We start from the raw sequence: 22,496 nt of genomic DNA on the forward strand, positions 1-22,496 counted from the left end.
AAGTGGATTGCCCTCGCGAGCGGCATCTGAAACATAGACCGCACCCAACCGCCGGAGGATTCCATGCAGCAGCATCTGACAGTCGTCAAACACCCGCTCGTCCAGCACAAGCTGACCCTGATGCGCGAGAAGGCCACGTCGACCGCCGTCTTCCGCCAGCTTTTGCGCGAAATCTCGCAGCTTCTGGCCTATGAGGTGACTCATGAGTTGCCGATGACCACGCGCGAGATCGAAACGCCGATGCAGGAGATGGACGCGCCGGTTCTGGCCGGGCGCAAGCTGGCGCTGATCTCGATCCTGCGGGCCGGGAACGGCCTTCTGGACGGAATGCTGGAATTGATCCCGTCGGCGCGTGTCGGTTTCGTCGGACTCTACCGCGACGAGGAAACGCTGAAGCCGGTGCAATACTATTTCAAGGTGCCGGACCAGCTGGGCAAGCGGCTGGTGATCGTGGTCGATCCGATGCTGGCCACGGGCAACTCCTCGGCCGCGGCTGTCGATCTGCTGAAACAGGCAGGGGCGACGGATATCCGCTTTCTGTGCCTTCTGGCCGCGCCCGAGGGCGTCGCCCGGATGAAGGAGGCGCATCCCGATGTGCCCATCGTCACCGCCTCGCTGGACGAGCGGCTGGACGAAAAGGGCTATATCCTGCCCGGCCTCGGCGATGCCGGAGACCGGATGTTCGGTACGAAATAAGGCGCGGCCCCCACTGCTTGCCTGTTTACTCGGCGCATGAATTGCGGCAACAATATGGCACATCTTGTGGGGGCACTATGAAGATTACACGCGTGATAGCGATTGCGGTCATGACGGCGACCTGCGGTCTGAGTATCGCGCAGGCCAAAAGTCTGCGCGATGCGAGCGAACCTGCCGAGTTTCCGCCCAGTTCCTATACGGGCCGCCAGTATGTCGATAGCGAGGGCTGCGTTTTCGTGCGCGCCGGGATCGACGGGAACGTGACATGGGTACCGCGCGTGACGCGCAGCCGCCAGGTCATGTGCAACCAGCAACCGTCTCTGGCAGCAGCCCCCGCGCCCGAACCTGCGGCCACGCCCGCCCCGGTGCGCCAGGCACCTCAGCCCGCACCGAAGAAGGTTCTGCGTTCGGCGCAGGTGCCCGCTGCCACCAGCATGCAAAAGCCCGCCGCGCAGCCCGCCCGGGTCGCCCCCGCCGCCGCGCAACCTGTGCCCGCCAAGCCTGCACCCGCGCCTGCGCCCAAGCCCGTGCGCCGCACGGTTCGCGCCTCCGAGGGGTGCGCCGGGGCCAGCGCCGTTTCCGCGCGCTATATGCGCACCGCTTCGGGCTATGCTGTGCGCTGCGGCCCGCAAACCGAAGATCATGTGACCCGCGTGCCGGGCACCAAGGCCGTCCGCACCGCGCCGCGTGCGATTGCCGCGCCCAGCTACACGGCGCCGTCCTATGTACCGGCGCCGCGCCCGACGGCCGTGCCCGCTTATGAGGCCGCGCCCGCTACGTCCAAGCGCGCCGGGACGAAGCGCGTCGTGCGCGTTGACCCGGTCACGACGCGCGTCGCGCCCCGCCATGTGGTCCGCCAGCAGGTGCGCTCCGCTCAGGGCATCACGACGCCGAAGGGATACAAGCCTGTCTGGACCGATGGCCGCCTCAATCCGCACCGTGCGCATCAGACCTTTGCCGGCAAGGCGCAGATGGAAATGATGTGGACCAAGACCCTGCCGCGCCGCCTGATCCTGACCGAGACGGGGTATGACGTCTCGCGCGAGTATCCCGGCCTGATCTATCCCTATACCAGCTACGAACAGCAACGCGCGGCGATGAGCGCGCCTGCCAAGCCCGCTGTCACGGTCTCGAGCAAGTCGCGCCAGCCAGAGGCGAAGGTGCAGGCCGCCAAGGCGCGCGCCACCGCAGCTGCCGGCGCGAACAGCTATGTTCAGGCAGGTGTCTATACCACCCGCGCGCAGGCACAGCGGGCGGCGCAGCGGCTGGCAGGGGCTGGCCTGCCTGCGCGGCTGGGCAGCATGACGCGCGGCGGCACGCAGTACAGCCTGCTGCTGAGCGGGCCCTACGCCAGCGCGGAAGCCGCGCAAGGCGCACTGGCCCGTGCGCGGGGCGCAGGCTTTGGGAACGCACGGCTACGCTGAGCGCAGCGATCAAATGAGGCAGTGATGCGCCGGGTCCGAAAGGGTCCGGCGTTTTGCTTGGGGCATTGGAAGGGGGCGGGATCAGCCGCCGCAGATGCCCTGAAGGCGCAGCCAGTCGCTGTCGCTGAGAACGGGCGGCGGGGCCTCGGTGGCGAAGGGGTCGGCCTCGATTAGCGCCAGCGTGCTTTCACCCGAGATGTCGCGCGCATAGGCATAGGGCGCGGCGCGCACCGACCATGCCTGGAATCCTTCCAGCAGCGCGGCATCCGAGATCGGCTGCGAGGGCGCATCGGCCAGAAGATATTCGGCATAGCTGCGCAGCGCAGCCTCGCCCGGATCTCCGGTGGTCAACAGGCGGAAGGCCGCGCCGATCCCGGCATGGTCCAAGAGGCGGCCCAGCGGATCATGCGCACGGGCGCGCAGTCGCTCGGCCACGATATAGCCCGCAACGACATCGGGTTCTTCGTAATCCTCGACCAGCGAGCGGTGGATCAGGATCGTGCCGCCTGGCAGCGTCGCCGTGCTGTCGACACCGCCGCGCACCACGCGTAGCGCACCGGCGCCGCGGGTGGACGGCAGCCGCTGGGCCAGCTTGGCCAGCGATTGCACGCCGCCGGGTGCCCTGCAGGGCGGGCCCGTCACGGTCTGCATCTCGCGCTCGAGTGCGGCGCCGATCTGGGCGCGCTTCACCGGCGGCACGACGCGCAGCGCATGATCGCGCACCGCGCCCGGCAGCCAAAAGAGCGCAAGGCCGCCGATCACCACCGCCGAGGCCAGCAGGACGCCATGACGCAGCCGTCCCGGATGGGGCCTCTGGCGGGCGATCCCTGCGCGCAGTTTCTCGATCGCGTCGATCATCTGGGATTCCGAGGCACCCAGTTCGAGCGTTTCGCCAGTGTCGCCATCGGGGTGATAGATCGCGGGCAGCTCACCGGGATTGGCACGGCTGACCGCCGGGATTGACCAATGGGTCAGCACCCGGTCGCGCATATCGGTGATGACGAGGGTCGCATCGCCCACCGAGACCACGACTTCGCAGCGCTGATCATCGGGCGCGGCGCGCCACAGGCCCGACGCCTCGAGCCGTTCATATTCGCGAAGTGCCGTCATGCCTGCCCATGCCCCTTTTTGCGCGGAGATTAGCATGGGCGCGCAGGCGGCGGCAACGCTTGGCGCACTAGGGTGAGGTCTGCCCTGGTTGCGCGGGAGGGAGCCTCCGGCGGGGATATTTTCAGCAAGAAGAACGGGCGGGGGCGAGGGGCTGGCGGGCCGGGGCGCGATGCGCTAGCGATGGGCAAGTTTGGATGAGGTCACGCCATGCAACAGCCGCCAGTCAGAATTGTTATAAACGGGTTTGGCCGGATCGGCCGCGCGGTCCTGCGGATCGTCCTGGCCGGGCGCGAAGATGTGGAGTTGGTCTCGATCAACGAGATCGAACCGCTGGAGACCTGTGCGTATCTTTTCGAGTATGACAGCGTCTATGGCACTTGGCCGGGCGCGGTGGGCACGCAGGCGGGCGCGCTGATCGTCGATGGGCGGCGGGTGCCGTTCTCATCGGTGCCGGACCTGCGCGAGCTGGATCTGAGCGGTGTGGACCTTGTGCTGGAATGCACCGGTATGGCCGGGAAGCGCGCCATGGCCGAGCGAGGCATCGCAGCGGGCGCGCGCGCCGTTCTTGTCTCGGGGCCGTCGGCGGAGGCGGATGTGACGCTGGTTGTGGGTGCGAATGAGGGCGATCTGGCGGATCAGGCCATCATCTCGAACGCGTCTTGCACCACGAATGCGCTTGCGCCGCTGGCGCGGCTGCTGGATGAGGCGTTTGGCATCCTGTCGGGCCAGATGACGACGGTGCATTGCTATACCGGCAGCCAGCCCACGGTCGATAAGCCGCGCGGCAACCTGGAGCGGAGCCGGGCGGCCGCGCTGTCGATGGTGCCGACGACGACCAGTGCGCATGGGCAGATGGCGCGGGTCCTGCCGCATCTGGCGGGCCGGATCGAGGCGCGCGCGATCCGTGTGCCGACGGCGAGCGTGTCCTGCATCGACCTGTCGGTGACGTTGCGCGAGGCGGTATCGGTCGATGCGGTGAACGCCGTGTTGAAAGCCGCGTCGGAGAGCGGGCCTTATGCGGATGTGTTCGGCTGGACCGAGCGTCCGCTCGTCTCGTCCGACCTGCGGGCGCGGCCCGAGTCGATCATCATGTGCGGACGCGAGACATCCGTGGCCGGGGGCGGGCTGACCCGTGTCTTTGGCTGGTATGACAATGAATGGGGGTTCAGCTGCCGAATGCTGGACATGGCGGCCCGGATTGGCGCGCGCCGCTAGGGCGCATCAGAACCAGGGTTTGAACCTGGCCTCGAAATCGGCCTGCACCTGAGCGTTGTCATATTCCGTCTGCACCCAGTCCTCGAAACCGATTCCTGTCTCGGCGTGGCGCGCCTCGAAAAGGTCGAGGATGTAATCCAGAACGCCCGTGCGAGAGCGTCTGACATGCAGGAACCGCAGGCCCAGCATGGCCCGCGCCTCGGCCACGGGGCGCCCTTCGATGACCATCAGGTAGATGGCCGAGGCAAACCCGGCGCGGTCGGCGCCCGATTTGCAATGCATCACGAAGGGCCGCTCGATCGTGCGGAAGGCATGAAGAAGCGCCGCGATGTCGCTGGGGGGCGCCGCGTAGCGCGCATGCAGGGTGACATCGACCAGCGTCAGGCCGAGGGCGGCGCAGCTTTCCTTCTCGGTCAGGTAATGCGCCGCCCCGGCGGCGCCGCGCAGGTTGAGGATGGACTTGATCCCGCGCGCCTTCATCGCGGCAAAGCGTTTATGCGTGGGGTGGTTCGAGCGCCAGACGCCCTTTGCCACCTCGAATTCGTTGGTCCAGATGCCGCGCAGGATCGCGTGGTCGAACCAGAGGTTGTAGATATGCGCGCGGCGCCGGTTCTCGGGGGTCGAGAGATCCATGTTGTAGGATTGGCGCAGGTCACGCTCCCACGTGGCCAAGCGTTTGAATAAAGACATGCGGGCCTCGGGGCTGCGGCAGGAAAGGACGGTCTAATCGCGCGCGCCGCGCATGGCAAGCGCGGGGGTGCATTGACGCCGCCCGCGATGGGGGTAGATTGCCCGCAGACACACAGGAGTGAGGCCGAAATGAGCGGAACGGGGAATAACGGCGCATTGGCCGGCGGGCGATCCTATCTGGCAATTCCCGGACCTTCGGTCGTGCCGGACCAGGTGCTGAGCGCGATGCACCGCGCGTCGCCCAATATTTACGCGGGTTCGCTGATCGACATGGTCGACGCGATCATCCCTGATCTGAAACGCGTGGCGCGCACCGAGGCGCATGTGGCGATCTACATGTCCAACGGTCATGGCGCATGGGAGGCGGCGTTCGCCAACACCCTGGCCCCCGGCGACAAGATTTTGGCGCTGATCACCGGCCGCTTCGGCCATGGCTGGGCCGAGATGGCGCGCGCCATGGGGATCGAGGTGGAGGTGCTGGATTTCGGACGCGCCTCGCCCATCGATGCGGCCCGCGTCGAAGAAGCGCTGCGCGCCGATAGCTCGCACAAGATCAAGGCGGTGCTGGCCACGCATGTCGACACGTCTTCCTCTGCGCTCAGCGATATGCCGGGCCTGCGCGCGGCGATGGATGCGGCCGGACATCCGGCCCTCCTGATGGCGGATTGCATCGCCTCCTTTGCTTGCGACCGGATCGAGATGGACGCCTGGGGCGTCGACATCATCGTCACCGGTAGCCAGAAGGGGCTGATGATGCCGCCGGGGCTGGGGTTTGTCTTTTTCAGTGAAAAGGCGGCAGAGGTGCGGCGCAGCCTTGCACGGGTCAGCCCCTATTGGGACTGGACGCTGCGCAGCGCGCCGCGCGAATTCTACCAGTATTTCTTTGGCACTGCGCCGACGCATCACCTTTATGGTCTGCGCACCGCTCTGGACATGATCCTTGCCGAGGGGCTGGAGGCGGTCTGGGCGCGGCATGACCGGCTGGCGCGTGCCGTCTGGGCCGCGTGCGATGCCTGGGCGGAAAAGGGTGCGCTGCGCATCAACATCGCCGATCCGGCCCATCGCAGCCGCGCCGTGACGGCGCTGTCGGTGCCCGCACCGGGGGCGAGCGATCTGCGCGCCTGGCTTGAGCAGCACACGGGCGTGACGCTGGGCGTCGGGCTTGGCATGGCGGAGCCTTCGGATCCGGCGTGGCACGGGTTTTTCCGCATCGGGCATATGGGCCATGTCAACGCGCATATGGTGCTGGGCGTTCTGGGCAGCATCGAGGCGGGTCTGACGGCGCTGGATATCCCTCATGGGCGCGGCGCGGTGGGCGCCGCAGCGCAGATCATCGCGGAAGGCTAGAGCAGCTTCAGCCGCGGGCGTCCTTGAGCGCGCCCGGCAGGGCCCCGGCCAATAGGGCCAGATCCTCGGGGCGGCCACAGCTGATGCGGATGCAGCGGTCCAGCGGCTGGGCAAAGGGCATCCGCACGAAGATGCCGCGCGCAATCAGGCCAGCCAGCACGGCGCGGGCGAAATCGCCGTCGCTGCCGCAATCGACGCTGACGAAATTGGTGGCCGAGGGCAGGGCGCTCAGACCGTTTTGCTCGGCGATGCGGGTGATCTCATCGCGCGCCTGCGCCATTTGCTGCTGTACATGGGCCAGCCAGCCTTCATCCAGCAGTGCGGCCAGCGCCCCGGCCTGCGCGGCACTGTTGACGCCGAAATGATTGCGGATCTTGTCGAACTCCGCGATCAGCGGCGCGGCCCCCAGCGCATATCCAATCCGCGCGCCTGCCATGCCATAGGCCTTGGAAAAGGTGCGCATGCGGATGACGCGCGGATCGTCGATGGCGATCGACGCTGCCGTCCCTTCGGGCGCGAATTCGATATAGGCCTCGTCGAGGACCAAGAGGCACCCCTCGGGCAGATCATCCAGCGCGGCGGCGACGCTGGCCCCGTCCCACCAGGTGCCCATCGGGTTGTCGGGATTGGCGAAATAGACCAGCTTGGCGTCCGTGTCGGCGGCGCGAGCGATCAGGGCGGGCAGATCCTCGCGATCCTCGCGGTAGGGCACCTTGTGCAGCGTGCCGCCAAAGCCGGTGACGTGGTAGTTGAAGGTAGGATAGGCCCCGTCCGAGGTGACCACCGCATCGTCCGGCGCCACCATCAGGCGGACGAGGCAGCCCAGAAGCCCGTCGATACCCTCACCGATCAGGATATTCTCCATCTGGACGCCAATGCGCGCCGCCAAGGCCTGACGCAAATCGAAGCTGGCCGAGTCGCCGTATTTCCATATCTCCGACGCCGCCTTGCCCATGGCCTCGATCGCGCGCGGCGAGGGGCCAAAGACATTCTCGTTCGCGCCAAGACGCGCGGCGAATTTGAAATTGCCCTGACGCTCCTGCACCTCGGGACCGACAAAGGGCACGGAGGCAGGAAGCGAGCGGATCAGCGGTGTGGTGCGTGGATCAGACATGGCAGCAGATAACGGCATGGCGCAGGAACGTGCAAGGCCGTCAGAGCTCGACTTCGACCATTGCCGAAGCCAGCAGCGGCACGTCGCGCGCATTCAGCCCGGCGATATTGATGCGGCTGTCGCGGGTCATGTAGACACCATGCGCCTCGCGCATCTTCGTCACCTGCGCCGGACCCGCTCCGATCATCGAGAACATGCCCCGATGCCGTGCGATGAAATCGAACCGGTCCGAATTCGTGCGCTCCCGCAGCTCTTGCACCAGTGCGGCGCGCAGCCCTTGAATCTGCCCGCGCATCTCGTCCAGTTCGGCCTCCCACTCGGCGCGGAGGGCCGCATCGCCCAGTACCATTGTCACCAGCCGCGCGCCATGATCGGGCGGAAAGGAATAGGTCTGCCGGTTGAGATGCGTCAGCGCGCCTTGGGCGCGGGTCTGATGGCATGCGTCCTGCATCACCGCCATCAGCACTCCCACCCGTTCGCGGTAGACGCCGAAATTCTTGGAGCAGGAGACGGCAATCAGGACCTCGGGACAAGCGGCGCAGATGGCGCGCGTCGCGGCGGCATCCGCCTCGATCCCCTCGCCAAAGCCAAGATAGGCCAGATCGATCATCGGCACGGCGCCCGCGGCGGTGATGGCGCCGATCAACGCCTGCCAGCCGTCGGCATCGGGATCGGCGCCTGTCGGATTGTGGCAGCAGCCATGCAGCAAGACCACATCACCCTCGCGCAGCTGCGCCAGATCCTGCAGCATCCCCTCCAGATCGACATCGTGCATGCCCGCGTCGAAATAGCGGAAGGGCACCGTCTCCATGCCCAGATACGCCAGGATGCTCAGGTGATTGCCCCATGTCGGATCGGTATGGAACACGCGCGCCTCGGGCTGCGCCATGCGCACCAAATCAAATCCGAGCCGCACCGCGCCCGTCCCGCCGGGCGTCGCGATTGCCGCCACATGCGCGGCAGGCAGATCGCCCAGCACCAACGTCCGCATCGCATCCAGAAATGCTGGATCGCCTGCCAGCGACGTGTAGGTCTTGGTCCTCTCGGCCTCCCACAGCTGCCGCCCGGCCTGCCGAACCGCGCGCATGACCGGAGTGTTGCCCGAGGCATCGCGGTAGACGCCGACACCCAGATCGACCTTCTGCGCCCGCGGGTCCGCGCGCAGCTGCTCCGCCAAGTGCAAGATGCTGTCCGGCGCCTGCTGCGGCAGGGATTCCAGCATGATCAGGCGTCGCCCGTGGCCACCGGCACCGTGGGGAACGCGCCCCATTCGGCCCATGACCCGTCATAAAGAGCGCCGCCCTCATGCCCGATCCGCACCAGCGCGAGGTTGATGACCGCCGCCGTGATGCCGGACCCGCAGGTGGTGATCACCGGCTTGCCCAGATCTGCCCCGGCGGCGTCCAGCACCGCGCGCAGCTCGTGCGGCGATTTCATTGTGCTGTCCTCGTTCAGAAGGTCGGTATAGGGCACATTGCGCGATCCGGGGATATGGCCTGCGCGCAGGCCCGGACGCGGCTCGGGGGCCTCGCCGCGAAACCGTGGGGCGGCGCGCGCGTCCAGAATGGTGTGATCGCCCAGCTTTGAGGCGGCCGAGACCTGCGTGACGTCCTTCACCATGTGGTTTTGCCGGCGCACCGTCATGTGGCGGTCGCGCACGATGGGGGGCATATCCTCGACCGGGCGGCCCTCGGCCTGCCATTTGGGAAACCCGCCGTCCAGCACCGCGACATCGGACTTGCCCATCAGGCGGAACAGCCACCAGACGCGCGCCGCCGAGAAAAGGCCATGCGTGTCATAGACCACCACTTGGTGCCCGTCGCCGACACCCATATCGCGCAGGCGCGACATGAATTTCTCGGCCGTCGGCGCCATATGCGGCAATTCCGAGCGGTGATCGCTGATCTCCTCGATGTCGAAAAACCGCGCGCCGGGAATATGCGCCGCGTCATATTCGGCCTTCGCATCGCGCCCGGTGCCCGGCAGGAATGTCGTCGCATCGAGAATGCGCAGATCCGGGTCCTTCATATGCGCGGCCAGCCAATCGGTCGAAACCAGGTTTTTCGGATCGTCCCCAGACATGATAGCTCCCTCGTTTTGCTGTCCGTCTTGAGTATAACTCAGCCGCAGCAGAGGCAAGAGCGCCTCAGCGCGCCGCGCGCCCCAGCGCAAGGATCGCCAGTGCCGACAGCGCCGCGCCGCTCGCGCCGCCCGCCACCACATGCCAGAGCACCAGCGGCCCGGCCTTCTCGCCGGGCCCGATCTGCGCCAGCACCCACCAAGCGGCCCCGCCGCCCAGGATACCCAGCAGGGTGGCCAGCCACAGCCCGCGCCGCGCGCGCCGCAGCGCGCCGCGCGCCATCACGCCGCCGACCGCGCCCGACATCATCGCGGCCAGCATCTCCATCAGCGGTGATCCTTCAGCAGGCGCTGCTTCTGGCGAGCCCAGTCGCGCTTGGCCTCGGTGGCGCGTTTGTCGACATTCTTCTTGCCCTTCGCGATGCCGATCTTGAGTTTGGCCAGCCCGCGATGGTTGAAGTAAAGGACCAGCGGCACCAGCGTCATGCCCTTGCGCTGTGTGTCGGACCAAAGCCGCGCCAATTCGCGTTTGGAAACCAGCAGCTTGCGCCGCCGCTTCTCCTCATGGCCAAAGGTCTTGGCCTGCGCATAGGGCGCGACATAGCTGTTGACCAGCCATAGCTCATGCTCGTCCACGGTCGCATAGCTCTCGGCGATATTCGCGCCCCCTTGGCGCAGCGATTTGACCTCCGAACCCTCCAAGATGATACCGCATTCGATATCGTCCTCGATCGCATAGTCATAGCGCGCGCGCCGGTTTTCGGCGATCACCTTGTAATTCTTTTTCTCGTCAGTCTTTGCCATGCAGGCGATCTAATCACGCCCCGCGCCCAAGTCCAGCCAAAGGCAGCGCGGCCCCCATTTCTTCTTGCTGGAGATATCCTCGCCGAAGGCATCAAATCTCTTTTGGCGGTGGCCGTTGACTCTGCGCAAAACCCGGATATAAGCGCGGCTTCATTGGTGTTGGTGGCCCCCGCAAGGGGATGCCTGTCGGGAGCAATCCAAAGGACAACGCCCTTCGACATTGCAAAGAAGGAGATCAGCCGTGACCAAACGCACGTCTGCCAAGTACAAGATCGACCGCCGCATGGGCGAAAACATCTGGGGCCGCCCCAAATCGCCTGTCAACCGCCGCGAATACGGCCCCGGCCAGCACGGCCAGCGCCGCAAGGCGAAGATTTCCGACTTCGGCCTGCAGCTGCGCGCCAAGCAGAAGCTCAAGGGCTACTATGGCGATCTGACCGAAAAGCAGTTCAAGCGCGTCTATGTCGAGGCCGCCCGCGTCAAGGGTGACACCGGCGAGAACCTGATCGGGCTGCTCGAGCGCCGCCTCGACGCCGTCGTCTACCGCGCCAAGTTCGTCCCCACGATGTTCGCCGCACGCCAGTTCGTGAACCACGGCCATGTCAAGGTGAACGGCCAGCGCGTCAACATCCCCTCCTACCGCGTGAAAGAGGGTGACGTGATCGAGGTCCGCGACCGCTCCAAGCAGATGGCCGTTCTTCTCGAGGCCACCCAGCTGGCCGAGCGCGATGTGCCCGATTACATCGACGCCGATCACTCGAAAATGACCGCGACATTCGTGCGCACACCGGGCCTGACGGACGTTCCCTACCCGGTGATGATGGAGCCGAACCTCGTCATCGAATTCTACGCGCAGAACTAAGCGCCGCGCGCTTCATTCTGCACAGATGCAACATGTGAGGGCCGCACCGGGAAACCGGGGCGGCCTTTGCTCATTGGTGCTGGTCAAGCCGTTCGGGCATGGCTAGAACGGGCGTCGTTGGAGGGGGCCGCATGAGCAATATCACACCGCAGCCGGGTATTCTGGACATCACGCTCTATCAGGGCGGGGCCGCGCATGTTCCGGGCGTCGTCAATGTGGTCAAGCTCAGCTCGAACGAGAATCCGTTCGGCCCCAGCGAGGCCGCCAAGGAGGCGTTTCGCAAGGCCTCCTATCACCTGCACCGCTATCCGTCCTCGGATCACGCCGCGCTCCGCGAGGCGATTGCCGAGGTGCATGGCCTCGACCCCGAGCGCATCATCTGCGGCAATGGCTCGGATGAGATCATCGCCTTCCTCTGCCAGGCCTATGCCGGCCCCGGCGATGAGGTGATCCATACCGAGCACGGCTTTGGCATGTACCGGATCAGCGCGCTCGCCAATGGCGCGACGCCGGTCGAGGTGCCCGAGCGAGAGCGCGTCACGGATGTTGACGCGATCCTTGCCGCCTGCACCCCCGCGACCAAGCTGGTCTTTATCGCGAACCCCAACAATCCCACGGGCACGATGGTCGGCGAGGGTGAGGTTGCCCGGCTGGCCGCGGGCCTGCCCGATCATGTCCTGTTGGTGCTCGACGGGGCCTATGCCGAATACGTCGACGGTTATGATGGCGGCGCGGCACTGGTCGAGGCGCGCTCGAACGTCGTGATGACCCGCACCTTTTCCAAGCTCTATGGGCTGGGCGGTCTGCGCGTTGGTTGGGGCTATGGCCCCGAGCATGTGATCAACGTGCTCTCGCGTGTGCGCGGCCCGTTCAACCTCTCGTCCGCTGCGCTGGCCGCAGCCGAGGCGGCGATCCGCGACGCCGAATGGGCCGAGAAATGCCGGGAAGGCAATACCCGCTGGCGCGCCTGGCTGGCCGAGGTGCTGGCCGAACATGGCGTGCCGTCGGATACGTCGCTGGCCAATTTCATCCTTGCCCGCTTTGCCAATCAGGCCGAGGCCGAGGCCTGTGACGAGCATCTGAAATCCGAGGGCCTGATCGTGCGCCGCGTGGCGGGTTACAACCTGCCAAACTGCCTGCGCATCACCGTGGGCGATGAGGCCAGCTGCCGCCGCGTGGCCCATGCCGTGGGGCAATTCATGGCAACGGCCCGATGAGCCAGATCTACGGCCGCATCGCGCTGATCGGTTTGGGGCTGATCGCCGGATCCATGTCGCTGGCGATCCGCCGCGCCGGGCTGGCCGGCGAGGTCGTGGGCTATGCCCGCTCCGAGCAGACGCGCAAGATCGCGCGCGAGATCGGGCTGTGCGACCGGATCGAGGATAGCGCGCTTGCCGCCGTGGAAAGCGCCGATCTGGTGGTGCTTTGCGTGCCCGTGGGTGCCATGGGCGATGTCGCCGCCGAGATTGCGCCGGGGCTGAAGCCGGGCACGACGGTCAGCGATGTCGGCTCGGTCAAGCGCGCGGTGATCGAGGCGGTCGCCCCGCATCTGCCTGAGGGCGTGCATTTCGTGCCCGCGCACCCGCTGGCGGGGACCGAGCATTCAGGCCCGCGCTCGGGTTTTGCCGAGCTTTTCGACAATCGCTGGTGCCTCATTGTGCCGCAGGAAGGCTCGGACCGCGCGGCTGTCGAACGGCTCGAGGCGCTCTGGCAGGGGATGGGGGCGCTGACGGATGAGATGGAGGCTGACCATCACGATCTGGTTCTGGCCGTGACCAGCCATGCGCCGCACCTCATCGCCTACACGATGGTCGGCGTGGCCGATGATCTGGGCCGCGTCACCGACAGCGAGGTTATCAAGTATTCCGCCGCTGGCTTTCGTGACTTCACCCGGATTGCCGCAAGCGATCCGACCATGTGGCGAGATGTCTTTCTGAACAACCGCGAGGCGACGCTGGAGATCCTTGGCCGGTTCACCGAGGAGCTTTTTGCGCTGCAGCGGGCGATCCGCACCGGCGATGGCGACCATTTGCACGAGTATTTCACCCGCACCCGCGCCATTCGGCGGGGCATCATCGAGGCGGGGCAGGATACCGACGCGCCCGATTTCGGACGGGCCCGCGGCGGATGAGGCGGGCCGCGATCTTGGCCGCCCTGATCGCCGCCACCAGCACCGCTTTTGCCGGTGCGCCCACCACGTCCCTGCGCCCCGTCGCACGCCCCGATGCACCGCTCGCCACCGCGGCCCAGCCGCCCGCCAGTGACGGTCAACCTGCGTCCGTGACGGCCGAGACAGGCAGTCCCGCTGGCCGGGATCTGGCCAATACTGGCCCATCAAGCTCGGCGCCCAATGAGGTCACGCAAGAGCGCGGCGCCGTTTTGTCGTCGCTGCGTCCGCTGCTGCGTCCCCTCGCCATCGGACGCGCTGCGCAACAGCGCAAGGAGGCGCGCGCGCGCGGCATGGTCTGCGGTGATCCGTCCATTCAGGGCGAGGAGGTGGGCCGCCTACCGGGCCGCATCTCGGGCTGCGGCATCGACGATGCCGTCAAGGTGCGCAGCATCGAGGGCGTCGCGCTTAGTCAACATGCGCTGATGGATTGCCAGACGGCGGTCGCGATCAAGACCTGGATCGCAAGCGGCATGAAGCCAGCTGTCGGTGATTACGGCGGCGGCGTCAGGCAGTTGCGCGTTGCGGCGCATTATGCTTGCCGCGCGCGCAACAATCAGCGCGGCGCGAAAATCTCGGAGCATGGTAAAGGCCACGCCATCGACATTGCCGGCTTTCAGCTGCGCGACGGGCGCACGATCACAGTGCTGACCGATTGGGACAAGGGGCAGAAGGGCGAGATCCTCAGCCGGATGCACCGCTCGGCCTGCGGGCCGTTCGGCACGGTCCTTGGCCCCGAGGCGGATCGCTTTCACCGCGATCACTTCCACTTTGACACCGCGCGCTACCGGGTGGGCAGCTACTGCCGCTAGGCGCTATTGCAGGCGAAGGACCGGCGCGGGGGCGATCGGCAGTGGCCCCAGCCAGACGCGCCCCTCGCCAAGGCGAAGCGGAATGTCGAGCGCGCTGTCACCGCCCGCCATCATCGTCAGCGCCCCTTGGGCCGTGTCGGCCATGTCGGGGGTCAGCGCACCCGTTCTGCGCGCAATCTCCAGCGCCTCCTGCCAGCCGCGCGCCTTGAGCGTGATGTCGCCTTCGGGCAAACCACGCGCATCGATATCCAGCGCCCCGGACGCCTCCAGCGACATCGCGCCCCATGTGACGGCAAGCCGCTTGACCTCTATCGCGGTCGGCTGCGGGCGTGCGCGCTCGATGGCAAATCGATCCCATGGTGCGGTGAAGTGGGCGGTGATGTCTGCCGTGACGTTATCGATCACGCGGGGCACGGAGTCCCCGCCCTCCAACTGCGCCATCAGCGCGGCGGGCGGGGCGATGTCCGTTGCGGCAAGGCCCAGATGATAGCGCGCCTCGGCGCTGCCCTCCTCGATCCGCTCGGCCGCAAGGCGCAGCGCCGCGACCGACAGAGCATCGCCTTCCTCGCCTGCCTGCGGCGCGAGCGACAGCGCCTCGCCGGTCAGCGTGGCGCGCCGAAGGGCGAGGGCCGTGCTGGGCGCGACCACCATCGAGGCGCGCATATCCGCGCTGGTCAAAGAAAATTCCGCTTCCGGCAGGGCGATGCTCTGCGTATGAGGCCAGACGGCGATCACGTGATTGGGCGTATAGCTGAGCGTCAGGAGCTGAAAGAACGGCGCCTGCCAGCCAAGGCCAGTGACCGGATCGGCCAGCCGCAGCGCGGTGAAGGTCGTGTCGAACCGGCTGGGAAAACCCTGCACCTGCAGCGTGTCGTATTCGGCCACCCACCCCTCAGCACGGCGCGCGTCGAACCAGGCGGCCAGCCCGGATTTCAGGGCGCTTGACCCGATGAACCAGTACCCGGCCCAGGCCGCCGCCAATGCCAGACAGATGGCCAGCAAAATTTTCATGCTCGCACCCCTTTTGCGCCTCAATGCAAAGATGTTTATAGAGTGTTTCGGCGCGATGCCCATGGCCTCGGCGTCCAAAGCAGCAGGAGGGGCGGCAATATGACGATGTGGGTGTTCGGCTATGGCTCGCTGGTCTGGAACCCGGGATTCGAGGTGGATCACCAGATCATCGCGACCCTGCCGGGCTATGCGCGCAGCTTCTGCATGCGCTCGGTCCATCATCGGGGCACCGAGAAAGAGCCGGGGCTGGTCCTCGCACTGGATGAGGCGCATGGCGCGGAATGCCGTGGCGTCGCGTTAGCCGTGCGGTCCGGGCAGGAGGCCGAGACTTTGAAATATCTGCGCGCGCGCGAGCTCATCTCGTCCGCCTATCTTGAGCGGGATCTGGATATCCGGCTAGCCGATGGGCGCACGGCGCGCGCGGTGACCTACGTGATCGACCCGCATCACGTGCAATATTGCGGTGGCCTGCCGCTGGAAGAGCAAGCGCGCATCATCGCCCGCGCGGTCGGCGGGCGCGGCCCGAATACCGAGTATCTGCACAACACCGCCGCCCATCTGGCCGAGCTTGGGATCAGCGACAGCGATCTGGAATGGCTCTCGGCGCGGGTGCAGACGCTTTGCGCATAACGCCTTGGCTTGGCGGGGCGATCCGCGTAGGGTGAAGCCCAACCAAAACTAGTGCCTGGAGCGTCCGCATGGACAAGCCGGACCGCGAGGTCGAGCAGCAATTCTCACAGCCGTGGCGCCAGATCGTCAGCATGTTTCTGGTCCTTGGCCTGTCGGGCCTTGGCGCGTTCATGGCGCTGCCGCGCGTCCTGCCTGTGTTCGAGGCGAACCCCTATCTCAACGGCTTCATCTTCTTCGTCTTCCTGATCGGCGTCGTTGCCTGTTTCTGGCAGGTCTTCCAGTTGATCGGCTCGGTCCGATGGATCGAGAATTTCGCGCGTGAGGTGCCGGGGGCCGATGGGGTCAAGCCGCCTCTGCTGCTGGGGCCTCTGCCCACACTCTTGCGGCAACGCGGCAAGCGGATGCAGATCTCGCAATCCTCGGCCCGCTCGATTCAGGACATGGTGGCGCAGCGCATCGACGAGGCGCGCGAGATTACGCGGTATATCGTCAACCTACTGATTTTCCTAGGCCTTCTGGGCACGTTCTATGGCCTTGCCACTACCGTGCCCGCACTGGTCGAGACGATCCGTGGCCTTGCCCCGCAAGAGGGCGAAGGCGGGGTCGAGGTCTTTACCCGCCTGATGACGGGCCTTCAGTCGCAACTGGGCGGCATGGGCGTCGCCTTTGCCTCGTCGCTGCTGGGTCTTGCCGGATCGCTTATCGTGGGTCTGCTGGAGCTTTTTGCCGGTCACGGCCAGAATCGGTTCTACCGCGAGCTGGAAGAGTGGATGTCGACCATCACCCGCGTCGGCCTTGCCGGCGCCGAGGATGGCAGCAGCGAACAGGCGCTCCTGACCGGCATCATCGACCAGATGAGCGAGCAGATGGAATCGCTTCAGCAGATGCTGACTCAATCGGACATCGCCCGCGCCGCCTCGGACGCGCAGATGGCCGATCTGACCGCCGCCGTTGCGCGCCTGGCGGAGCAGACAGACAGCACCGGCGCCACCGCTGCGCTGGGCCGCGTCGCTGACGGGCAAGAGCGACTGATCGAGGCGCTGAGCGCACGTGAGGCCCCGTCCGAGGCGGGTCTCGATGCCGAAAGCCGGATGCGCCTGCGCTCGATCGATGTGCAGATGCTGCGCATTCTCGAAGAGATCAGCGCCGGGCGGCAAGAGGCGGTTAGCGAATTGCGCACGGATATCGCCGGTCTGAAATCCGCTCTGATGAGCGCGCGCAGTGCGCGCCGCAGCTATCGCGCCGCGCCCGGTATCGCCACCGCGCCGCGTGACACACCGGAGCAGGAGGGCTGATCCATGGCCCTGTCACGCCGCACCGGGCAGCGCTTTCAATCGTCGATCTGGCCGGGCTTCGTCGATGCGATGACGGGCCTGCTGCTGGTGCTGATGTTCGTTCTGACGATATTCATGGTCGTTCAATTCGCCCTGCGCGAGACGATCACGGGGCAGGAGACCGAGCTGGATACGCTTTCGTCCGAGGTGGCGGCGCTGTCGCGCGCACTGGGGCTTGAGCAGGACCGCAGCGCGACCCTGCGCGAACGGGTCGGGGCGCTGACGACCACGCTGGAGGATGCGCGCGAGCGGCAGGACCAGCAGACGGCGCTGATCGCCTCGCTGACCGAGGCGAACGAGGCTGCCAGCGCCCGCATCGCCAGCTTTGAGGAACAGGTGGCGGGCCTTCTGGCCGAGCGGGAAACGGCGCTGGGCCGGGTGGATGACCTCGAGGCCGCGCGCGATACGCTGATCTCGGACAAGGAGGCGCTGCAACTGGCGCTGGCCGATCTGCGAGACGAGGTCGATGCGGAGGCCGAGGCGGCTCGCCTCGCCGCCGCGCAGCGCGATGCGCTGGAGGCGCTGGCCGCCGAATTGCGGGCAGAGGCCGAAGGTAGCGCGGCGCAGCTGGAGCAGACCGAAGCCGAGCTGAGTGATGCCGAGGCCGCGCGCCTTGCGCAGGCCGCTGCCGCCGAGGCACTGCGCGAGCGGCTGCAAGGCTCGCGGGCCGAGCTGACGGCCATGACCCTGGCCCTGGAAGAGCAGCGCCGCCGCGCCGAGGAGACGTTGACCTTGTTGGCTGCCGCCCGCGAGGGACGCGAGGATCTGGAGGCGCAGCTGGCCGCCGCACTGGCTGCGCGCGAGGCGGAAAATGCCGAGGCGCAGAGCCTCGCGACCGATCTGGAGACGGCAAACGGGCGCATCGACGCGCTGGAGGCCGAGCTGGCGGCGCTCAAGGCCGACCGCGCCCTGACCGAGGCGGACGTGCAGGAACAACTGACCGCCGCCCTCGCCGCCAAGCTGGCCGCCGAGAATGAGGCCGAAGAGCAGATGAGCGCCGCCGAAGAGCGTGCGGCGCTCTTGTCAGAGGCGCGCGAGCGGCTGAGCGCGCAGGAGGCCCAGACGGATGCGGCGCAGCGCGAGCAGGAATTGCTGAACCAGCAGGTGGCGGCGCTGCGCGATCAGCTGGGCCAGCTTCAGGCGCTTTTGGACGATGCGAAGGAGCGCGAGGCGGCAAGCGACGTGCAGCTGCAATCGCTGGGTCAGGATCTGAACGCGGCGCTGGCGCGGGTCGCCGCCGCCGAAAAGCGCCGCCGCGAGGCCGAGGAGGAAAAGAACCGCCTGCTCGAGGCCGAAAAGCAGGATCTGGAAAAGTATCGCTCGGATTTCTTTGGCCGTCTGCGCGACGTGCTGGGCAATCAGGAGGGCGTGCGCATTGAGGGCGACCGCTTTGTCTTTTCGTCCGAAGTGCTCTTTGCGCCGGGGCAGGCGACGCTCTCGAATTCCGGCAAGAACGAGATCGCCAAGGTGGCGGAGATCCTGCGCAACGTCGTGGACGATATCCCCGAAGAGATCGACTGGGTGATCCGCGTCGACGGGCATACCGACAACGTGCCGATCCTCGGCTCGGCCCAATTCGCCGACAATTGGGAGTTGAGCCAGGCGCGCGCCCTGTCGGTGGTGCGCTACATGATCGACTTCCTCGGGTTGCCTCCGGATCGTCTGGCGGCGAACGGCTTTGGCCAGTATCAGCCGGTCGCGGAGGGCGACAGTGCCGAGGCGCGGGCACAGAACCGGCGGATCGAGCTTAAATTTACTGAGAAGTAGGGCCGGTGTGCGCTGTGCCGTCGGCGGTGTCGATGATGGCGCCCTCGCGCAGTAATTCGGCCCTCGCGGTATAGCGGCCTTCGGGCCAAGGCGCGCGCGCCCGTTTGCCCGCGGCGCGGAAATACTGCGCCTGCGCCTTGTCGATAGGGGCCTCCTGCTCGAACACGGTCTCGCCATTTGGGCCGATGATGGTCAGGTGAAGGCTGTCGCCCTTGCGCGCGCCATAGCCATAGCCCCACGCCACCAGCGATGGCGCGTCTGTGGCCAGCGCCTCGAGTGCCGCCGTGCCCGCCTTGACCGCATCGTAATCCGGCACGCCGACCGACAGGCCAGCAGCGAGAAGACCGCCGGGCTGATAGGCCGGCAGATCGATCCAGAGCGGATCGGCCCCGGCCGCGCCGCATCCGGCCTCAGGGCGGAACGGATCGACCGTCTCGCCGTCCTTGCGCAGGCTGATATGGACATGCGGAAACTGCGTGCGCCCCGAAAGGCCAACGCGGCCCAGCGGCGCGCCGCGCTGGACGACATCGCCTTTGCGCACCATGAGGGAGCCCTTCGCCATGTGGCAATACTGCGTCTCCCAGCCGTTGCCGTGATCGATGGCCACTCCGTTTCCGCAATCGCGCCCGGCCATTTCGGCCTCCATCTCGGGGCTGAAAACGCGGTCCGCCATTCCGTCGCGCATGCCGCGCACGGTGCCGGGCGCCGCGGCGATGACATCCACACCGGCCTTCATCGCGGCAAGCGAGGGCAGGGCAAAATCGGTGCCCTTGTGGCCGTCATAGCTGAGCGCCTCGCACATGTAGTCTTGCGCGGCGGGGCCGGGATCGGCGTCAGGATATTGCTGGATGAAGCAGGTTTCGCCCAAGGCGCAATCGGCGGGCAGGCCCAGCCGAGGCGGCTCTTGGGCGCTTGCGGCGCCAGCCAGCATGGCCAGCGCCGCAAGAGTTGCGATGCGTGTCACTCGGCGGTCAGGAGCGGCGGCTTGCCTCCGCTCAGACGCGGGGTGTCGGGGCCGCTGATCTGCAGATCGATCTGCCCGTCCTTGACGCCCACCTTGACGACACCGCCCTTGGCCAGCTTGCCAAAGAGAAGCTCCTCGGCCAGAGGCTTCTTGATGTATTCCTGAATGACGCGGGCAAGGGGGCGTGCGCCCATCTTGTCGTCATAGCCTTTATCGGCCAGCCATTCAGCGGCGGGTTTGCTGAGCTCGATGGTGACGTTGCGGTCCATCAGCTGCGCTTCGAGTTGCAGCACGAACTTCTCGACCACTTGTAGGATCACCTCCTTGGGCAGCGCGCCGAACGAGATGGTCGCATCGAGGCGATTGCGGAATTCAGGCGTGAAGGTCCGCTCAATCGCCGCCGTATCCTCGCCCTCGCGGCGGTCGCGGCCAAAGCCGATGGCGGATTTCGCCAGCTCGGACGCGCCCGCATTCGAGGTCATGATCAGCACCACGTTGCGGAAATCGACCGAGCGGCCGTTGTGATCCGTCAGCGTGCCGTGGTCCATCACCTGCAAGAGGATGTTGAAGACATCCGGATGCGCCTTCTCGATCTCATCCAACAAGAGCACGCAATGCGGGTGCTGATCGACGCCATCGGTCAAAAGGCCACCCTGATCGAAGCCGACATAGCCCGGAGGCGCGCCGATGAGGCGGCTGACCGCGTGTTTCTCCATGTATTCCGACATGTCGAAGCGTATCAGCTCGACGCCCAGAGTATCGGCCAACTGCTTGGCCACTTCGGTCTTGCCCACGCCGGTAGGGCCCGCGAAGAGGTAGTTGCCGATGGGCTTTTCAGGCTCGCGCAGGCCCGCGCGGGCCAGCTTGATCGCGCTGCTGAGCGCCTCGATGGCTGCATCCTGGCCGAAGACGACACGCTTGAGCGACGTCTCCAGATCCTTGAGCACCGCCGCATCATCCTTGCTGACGTTTTTCGGCGGGATGCGGGCGATCTTGGCGACGACGGCCTCGATCTCTTTCACGCCGATGCTTTTGCGGCGCTTGGAGGCCGCAACCAGATGCTGCGCTGCGCCGGCCTCATCGATGACGTCGATGGCCTTGTCAGGCAGCTTGCGGTCGTTGATGTAGCGTGAGGCCAGATCGACGGCAGTCTTGATCGCATCATTGGTGTATTTGACGCTGTGATGCTCCTCGAAATAGGGCTTGAGGCCCTTGAGGATCTTGATCGTGTCATCGACCGAGGGCTCGGCTACGTCGATCTTCTGGAAACGGCGGGCTAGCGCGCGGTCCTTCTCAAAGTGCTGGCGGAACTCCTTGTAGGTGGTGGAGCCCATGCAGCGCAGCTTGCCGCCCTGCAGCGCGGGTTTCAGCAGGTTCGACGCATCCATCGCGCCGCCCGAGGTGGCGCCCGCACCGATCACGGTGTGAATCTCGTCGATGAAAAGAACCGCGTCGGGATGGTTTTCCAATTCGGTCACCACGGCCTTCAGCCGCTCTTCAAAATCGCCACGATAGCGGGTGCCGGCCAGAAGCGCGCCCATGTCCAGCGAATAAATCGTGGTTTTCGACAGGATTTCGGGGGTCTGGCCCTGCACGATCTTGTAGGCCAGCCCTTCGGCAATCGCGGTCTTGCCCACGCCGGGATCGCCGACGAGGATCGGGTTGTTTTTGCGCCGGCGGCACAGAACCTGGATGCAGCGCTCGACCTCATCGGCGCGGCCGATCAGCGGATCGACATCGCCGGTGCGCGATTTCTCGTTCAGATCGACGCAATATTTGGCCAGGGCAGACTCGCCCGGCTCGACGGCGCTCGAGTCCTGCGTGCTTCCTTGGGTCTCCTCATCGGCACCCTGCACGGGCCGCGCCTCGCCAAAGGCGGGGTCCTTGGCGACGCCGTGGGCGATGAAGTTGACCGCGTCATAGCGGGTCATGTCCTGCTCCTGCAGGAAGTAGGCCGCGTTCGACTCGCGCTCGGCAAAGATGGCGACCAGCACGTTGGCGCCGGTCACTTCGGTGCGGCCCGAGGATTGCACATGGATCGCGGCGCGCTGGATCACGCGCTGAAACGCGGCTGTGGGAACCGCCTCGGAGCCTTCGATGTCGGTGACGAGGTTCGAGAGCTCATCATCGATGAACTCGACGAGGGTGGTGCGCAACTCTTCGGAATCGACGCTGCATGCCTTGAGCACGCGGTTGGCGTCAGGCTCGTCCACGAGGGCGAGCAGGAGGTGTTCGAGTGTGGCGAATTCGTGCTGGCGTGCGTTGGCCAGCGCCAGTGCGGCGTGAATTGCCTGTTCCAGTGTGGTCGAGAATGAAGGCACGTGTTGGTGCTCCTTCTTGTCTGGTGCGGCGGTGTGCCGGCAACCTTGGCCTGATATTCTTAAAGTTTGGTCGATATCGGCCACGCTTCAAGGTTTTATTTGCACTAGCCGCTCACTTTTCCGCAACAATGTGGCTATGTGCTGTTTTT

At 66.2% G+C, this 22,496-nt stretch carries 21 protein-coding genes; 11 read left to right on the forward strand and 10 right to left on the reverse strand.

Annotated features, from left to right (window positions below):
* Window positions 1-63 precede the first annotated feature (63 nt).
* Together upp and ACEWPL_RS15285 are read left to right on the forward strand one after the other, a co-directional pair.
* Entirely contained in the window at window positions 64-696 is a 633-nt protein-coding gene (upp, locus tag ACEWPL_RS15280; RefSeq protein WP_393930446.1) for a uracil phosphoribosyltransferase, read from the forward strand.
* A gap of 77 nt (window positions 697-773) precedes the next feature.
* Window positions 774-2,120 (forward strand): SPOR domain-containing protein, encoded by a 1,347-nt coding sequence (locus ACEWPL_RS15285; protein ID WP_393930444.1) that lies wholly within the window; start codon window positions 774-776, stop codon window positions 2,118-2,120.
* Between the two features lie 81 nt (window positions 2,121-2,201).
* On the opposite strand, the gene ACEWPL_RS15290 is transcribed toward ACEWPL_RS15285, so the two are convergent.
* Entirely contained in the window at window positions 2,202-3,230 is a 1,029-nt protein-coding gene (locus tag ACEWPL_RS15290; RefSeq protein ID WP_393930442.1) for a M48 family metalloprotease, read from the reverse strand.
* Between the two features lie 207 nt (window positions 3,231-3,437).
* Here ACEWPL_RS15290 and ACEWPL_RS15295 point away from each other — a divergent pair, with 207 nt between their 5' ends.
* Window positions 3,438-4,445, forward strand: a complete 1,008-nt coding sequence (locus tag ACEWPL_RS15295) for a type I glyceraldehyde-3-phosphate dehydrogenase (protein ID WP_393930440.1) — start codon at window positions 3,438-3,440, stop codon at window positions 4,443-4,445.
* 6 nt (window positions 4,446-4,451) lie between these two features.
* On the opposite strand, the gene ACEWPL_RS15300 is transcribed toward ACEWPL_RS15295, so the two are convergent.
* Entirely contained in the window at window positions 4,452-5,135 is a 684-nt protein-coding gene (locus ACEWPL_RS15300) for a tyrosine-protein phosphatase (protein WP_393930438.1), read from the reverse strand.
* Between the two features lie 129 nt (window positions 5,136-5,264).
* Here ACEWPL_RS15300 and ACEWPL_RS15305 point away from each other — a divergent pair, with 129 nt between their 5' ends.
* The gene (locus ACEWPL_RS15305; protein ID WP_393930436.1) at window positions 5,265-6,482 is read left to right on the forward strand and encodes a pyridoxal-phosphate-dependent aminotransferase family protein; all 1,218 of its coding nucleotides are present in this window, start codon (window positions 5,265-5,267) and stop codon (window positions 6,480-6,482) included.
* A gap of 7 nt (window positions 6,483-6,489) precedes the next feature.
* Here the strand turns inward: ACEWPL_RS15305 and ACEWPL_RS15310 are convergent, their stop codons facing one another.
* The 5 genes from ACEWPL_RS15310 to smpB all read right to left on the reverse strand — a co-directional run bounded on the left by ACEWPL_RS15310 (window position 6,490) and on the right by smpB (window position 10,479).
* Window positions 6,490-7,596: a pyridoxal phosphate-dependent aminotransferase gene (locus ACEWPL_RS15310; RefSeq protein ID WP_393930434.1), complete on the reverse strand. Its 1,107-nt coding sequence runs from the start codon at window positions 7,594-7,596 to the stop codon at window positions 6,490-6,492.
* 40 nt (window positions 7,597-7,636) lie between these two features.
* Window positions 7,637-8,818, reverse strand: coding sequence for an amino acid aminotransferase (locus tag ACEWPL_RS15315; protein ID WP_393930432.1), 1,182 nt, complete (start codon window positions 8,816-8,818; stop codon window positions 7,637-7,639).
* Between the two features lie 2 nt (window positions 8,819-8,820).
* Window positions 8,821-9,678: a 3-mercaptopyruvate sulfurtransferase gene (sseA, locus tag ACEWPL_RS15320; protein WP_393930430.1), complete on the reverse strand. Its 858-nt coding sequence runs from the start codon at window positions 9,676-9,678 to the stop codon at window positions 8,821-8,823.
* Between the two features lie 64 nt (window positions 9,679-9,742).
* Window positions 9,743-10,003, reverse strand: coding sequence for a hypothetical protein (locus ACEWPL_RS15325; RefSeq protein ID WP_393930428.1), 261 nt, complete (start codon window positions 10,001-10,003; stop codon window positions 9,743-9,745).
* The gene (gene smpB / locus ACEWPL_RS15330) at window positions 10,003-10,479 is read right to left on the reverse strand and encodes an SsrA-binding protein SmpB (RefSeq protein ID WP_393930426.1); all 477 of its coding nucleotides are present in this window, start codon (window positions 10,477-10,479) and stop codon (window positions 10,003-10,005) included. Before smpB ends, ACEWPL_RS15325 begins: the two co-directional genes overlap by 1 nt.
* A gap of 241 nt (window positions 10,480-10,720) precedes the next feature.
* On the opposite strand from smpB, the gene rpsD reads away from it, so the two are divergent.
* The 4 genes from rpsD (at window position 10,721) to ACEWPL_RS15350 (ending at window position 14,320) form a co-directional block, all read left to right on the forward strand.
* The gene (gene rpsD, locus ACEWPL_RS15335; protein ID WP_393930424.1) at window positions 10,721-11,341 is read left to right on the forward strand and encodes a 30S ribosomal protein S4; all 621 of its coding nucleotides are present in this window, start codon (window positions 10,721-10,723) and stop codon (window positions 11,339-11,341) included.
* Window positions 11,342-11,472: 131 nt separating this feature from the next.
* On the forward strand, window positions 11,473-12,558 hold the full coding sequence (gene hisC / locus ACEWPL_RS15340) for a histidinol-phosphate transaminase (RefSeq protein WP_393930422.1): 1,086 nt from the start codon (window positions 11,473-11,475) through the stop codon (window positions 12,556-12,558).
* The gene (locus tag ACEWPL_RS15345) at window positions 12,555-13,472 is read left to right on the forward strand and encodes a prephenate/arogenate dehydrogenase family protein (protein WP_393930420.1); all 918 of its coding nucleotides are present in this window, start codon (window positions 12,555-12,557) and stop codon (window positions 13,470-13,472) included. The genes hisC and ACEWPL_RS15345 overlap by 4 nt, the downstream gene beginning before the upstream one ends.
* Window positions 13,473-13,486: 14 nt before the next feature.
* Window positions 13,487-14,320 carry an extensin-like domain-containing protein gene (locus ACEWPL_RS15350; RefSeq protein ID WP_393930418.1) on the forward strand — a complete coding sequence of 278 codons (834 nt, stop codon included), beginning with the start codon at window positions 13,487-13,489 and terminating at the stop codon, window positions 14,318-14,320.
* A 3-nt stretch (window positions 14,321-14,323) separates the two neighbouring features.
* Here ACEWPL_RS15350 and ACEWPL_RS15355 read toward each other — a convergent pair whose 3' ends face one another.
* Window positions 14,324-15,331 (reverse strand): DUF2125 domain-containing protein, encoded by a 1,008-nt coding sequence (locus tag ACEWPL_RS15355; RefSeq protein WP_393930416.1) that lies wholly within the window; start codon window positions 15,329-15,331, stop codon window positions 14,324-14,326.
* A 99-nt stretch (window positions 15,332-15,430) separates the two neighbouring features.
* Between ACEWPL_RS15355 and ACEWPL_RS15360 the strand changes: the two genes are divergently transcribed.
* The 3 genes from ACEWPL_RS15360 (at window position 15,431) to ACEWPL_RS15370 (ending at window position 19,062) form a co-directional block, all read left to right on the forward strand.
* A complete protein-coding gene (locus ACEWPL_RS15360) occupies window positions 15,431-15,961 on the forward strand; it encodes a gamma-glutamylcyclotransferase (RefSeq protein WP_393930414.1) in 531 nt (176 codons plus the stop codon).
* Between the two features lie 68 nt (window positions 15,962-16,029).
* Entirely contained in the window at window positions 16,030-17,256 is a 1,227-nt protein-coding gene (locus tag ACEWPL_RS15365; RefSeq protein ID WP_393930412.1) for a biopolymer transporter ExbB, read from the forward strand.
* 3 nt (window positions 17,257-17,259) lie between these two features.
* On the forward strand, window positions 17,260-19,062 hold the full coding sequence (locus ACEWPL_RS15370; RefSeq protein WP_393930410.1) for a peptidoglycan -binding protein: 1,803 nt from the start codon (window positions 17,260-17,262) through the stop codon (window positions 19,060-19,062).
* Here the strand turns inward: ACEWPL_RS15370 and ACEWPL_RS15375 are convergent.
* Together ACEWPL_RS15375 and clpA are read right to left on the reverse strand one after the other, a co-directional pair.
* Window positions 19,049-20,026, reverse strand: a complete 978-nt coding sequence (locus ACEWPL_RS15375; protein ID WP_393930408.1) for a M23 family metallopeptidase — start codon at window positions 20,024-20,026, stop codon at window positions 19,049-19,051. The two genes, ACEWPL_RS15370 and ACEWPL_RS15375, sit on opposite strands and share 14 nt — an antisense overlap.
* Window positions 20,023-22,347, reverse strand: a complete 2,325-nt coding sequence (clpA, locus tag ACEWPL_RS15380; protein ID WP_393930406.1) for an ATP-dependent Clp protease ATP-binding subunit ClpA — start codon at window positions 22,345-22,347, stop codon at window positions 20,023-20,025. The genes ACEWPL_RS15375 and clpA overlap by 4 nt, the downstream gene beginning before the upstream one ends.
* Window positions 22,348-22,496: the final 149 nt, after the last annotated feature.

This window comes from Roseovarius roseus (assembly GCF_043355935.2).
Lineage (GTDB): Bacteria > Pseudomonadota > Alphaproteobacteria > Rhodobacterales > Rhodobacteraceae > Roseovarius > Roseovarius roseus.

Excerpts from the sequence above, each read along its gene's own strand:
- hisC (WP_393930422.1), top strand. The coding sequence starts at position 11,473 with ATGAGCAATATCACACCGCAGCCGGGTATTCTGGACATCACGCTCTAT.
- ACEWPL_RS15360 (WP_393930414.1), top strand. The coding sequence starts at position 15,431 with ATGACGATGTGGGTGTTCGGCTATGGCTCGCTGGTCTGGAACCCGGGA.
- upp (WP_393930446.1), top strand. The coding sequence starts at position 64 with ATGCAGCAGCATCTGACAGTCGTCAAACACCCGCTCGTCCAGCACAAG.
- ACEWPL_RS15365 (WP_393930412.1), top strand. The coding sequence starts at position 16,030 with ATGGACAAGCCGGACCGCGAGGTCGAGCAGCAATTCTCACAGCCGTGG.
- ACEWPL_RS15315 (WP_393930432.1), bottom strand. The coding sequence starts at position 8,818 with ATGCTGGAATCCCTGCCGCAGCAGGCGCCGGACAGCATCTTGCACTTG.
- ACEWPL_RS15305 (WP_393930436.1), top strand. The coding sequence starts at position 5,265 with ATGAGCGGAACGGGGAATAACGGCGCATTGGCCGGCGGGCGATCCTAT.
- ACEWPL_RS15295 (WP_393930440.1), top strand. The coding sequence starts at position 3,438 with ATGCAACAGCCGCCAGTCAGAATTGTTATAAACGGGTTTGGCCGGATC.
- sseA (WP_393930430.1), bottom strand. The coding sequence starts at position 9,678 with ATGTCTGGGGACGATCCGAAAAACCTGGTTTCGACCGATTGGCTGGCC.
- ACEWPL_RS15290 (WP_393930442.1), bottom strand. The coding sequence starts at position 3,230 with ATGACGGCACTTCGCGAATATGAACGGCTCGAGGCGTCGGGCCTGTGG.
- ACEWPL_RS15325 (WP_393930428.1), bottom strand. The coding sequence starts at position 10,003 with ATGGAGATGCTGGCCGCGATGATGTCGGGCGCGGTCGGCGGCGTGATG.
- ACEWPL_RS15310 (WP_393930434.1), bottom strand. The coding sequence starts at position 7,596 with ATGTCTGATCCACGCACCACACCGCTGATCCGCTCGCTTCCTGCCTCC.
- ACEWPL_RS15345 (WP_393930420.1), top strand. The coding sequence starts at position 12,555 with ATGAGCCAGATCTACGGCCGCATCGCGCTGATCGGTTTGGGGCTGATC.
- ACEWPL_RS15285 (WP_393930444.1), top strand. The coding sequence starts at position 774 with ATGAAGATTACACGCGTGATAGCGATTGCGGTCATGACGGCGACCTGC.
- ACEWPL_RS15355 (WP_393930416.1), bottom strand. The coding sequence starts at position 15,331 with ATGAAAATTTTGCTGGCCATCTGTCTGGCATTGGCGGCGGCCTGGGCC.
- ACEWPL_RS15300 (WP_393930438.1), bottom strand. The coding sequence starts at position 5,135 with ATGTCTTTATTCAAACGCTTGGCCACGTGGGAGCGTGACCTGCGCCAA.
- ACEWPL_RS15370 (WP_393930410.1), top strand. The coding sequence starts at position 17,260 with ATGGCCCTGTCACGCCGCACCGGGCAGCGCTTTCAATCGTCGATCTGG.
- smpB (WP_393930426.1), bottom strand. The coding sequence starts at position 10,479 with ATGGCAAAGACTGACGAGAAAAAGAATTACAAGGTGATCGCCGAAAAC.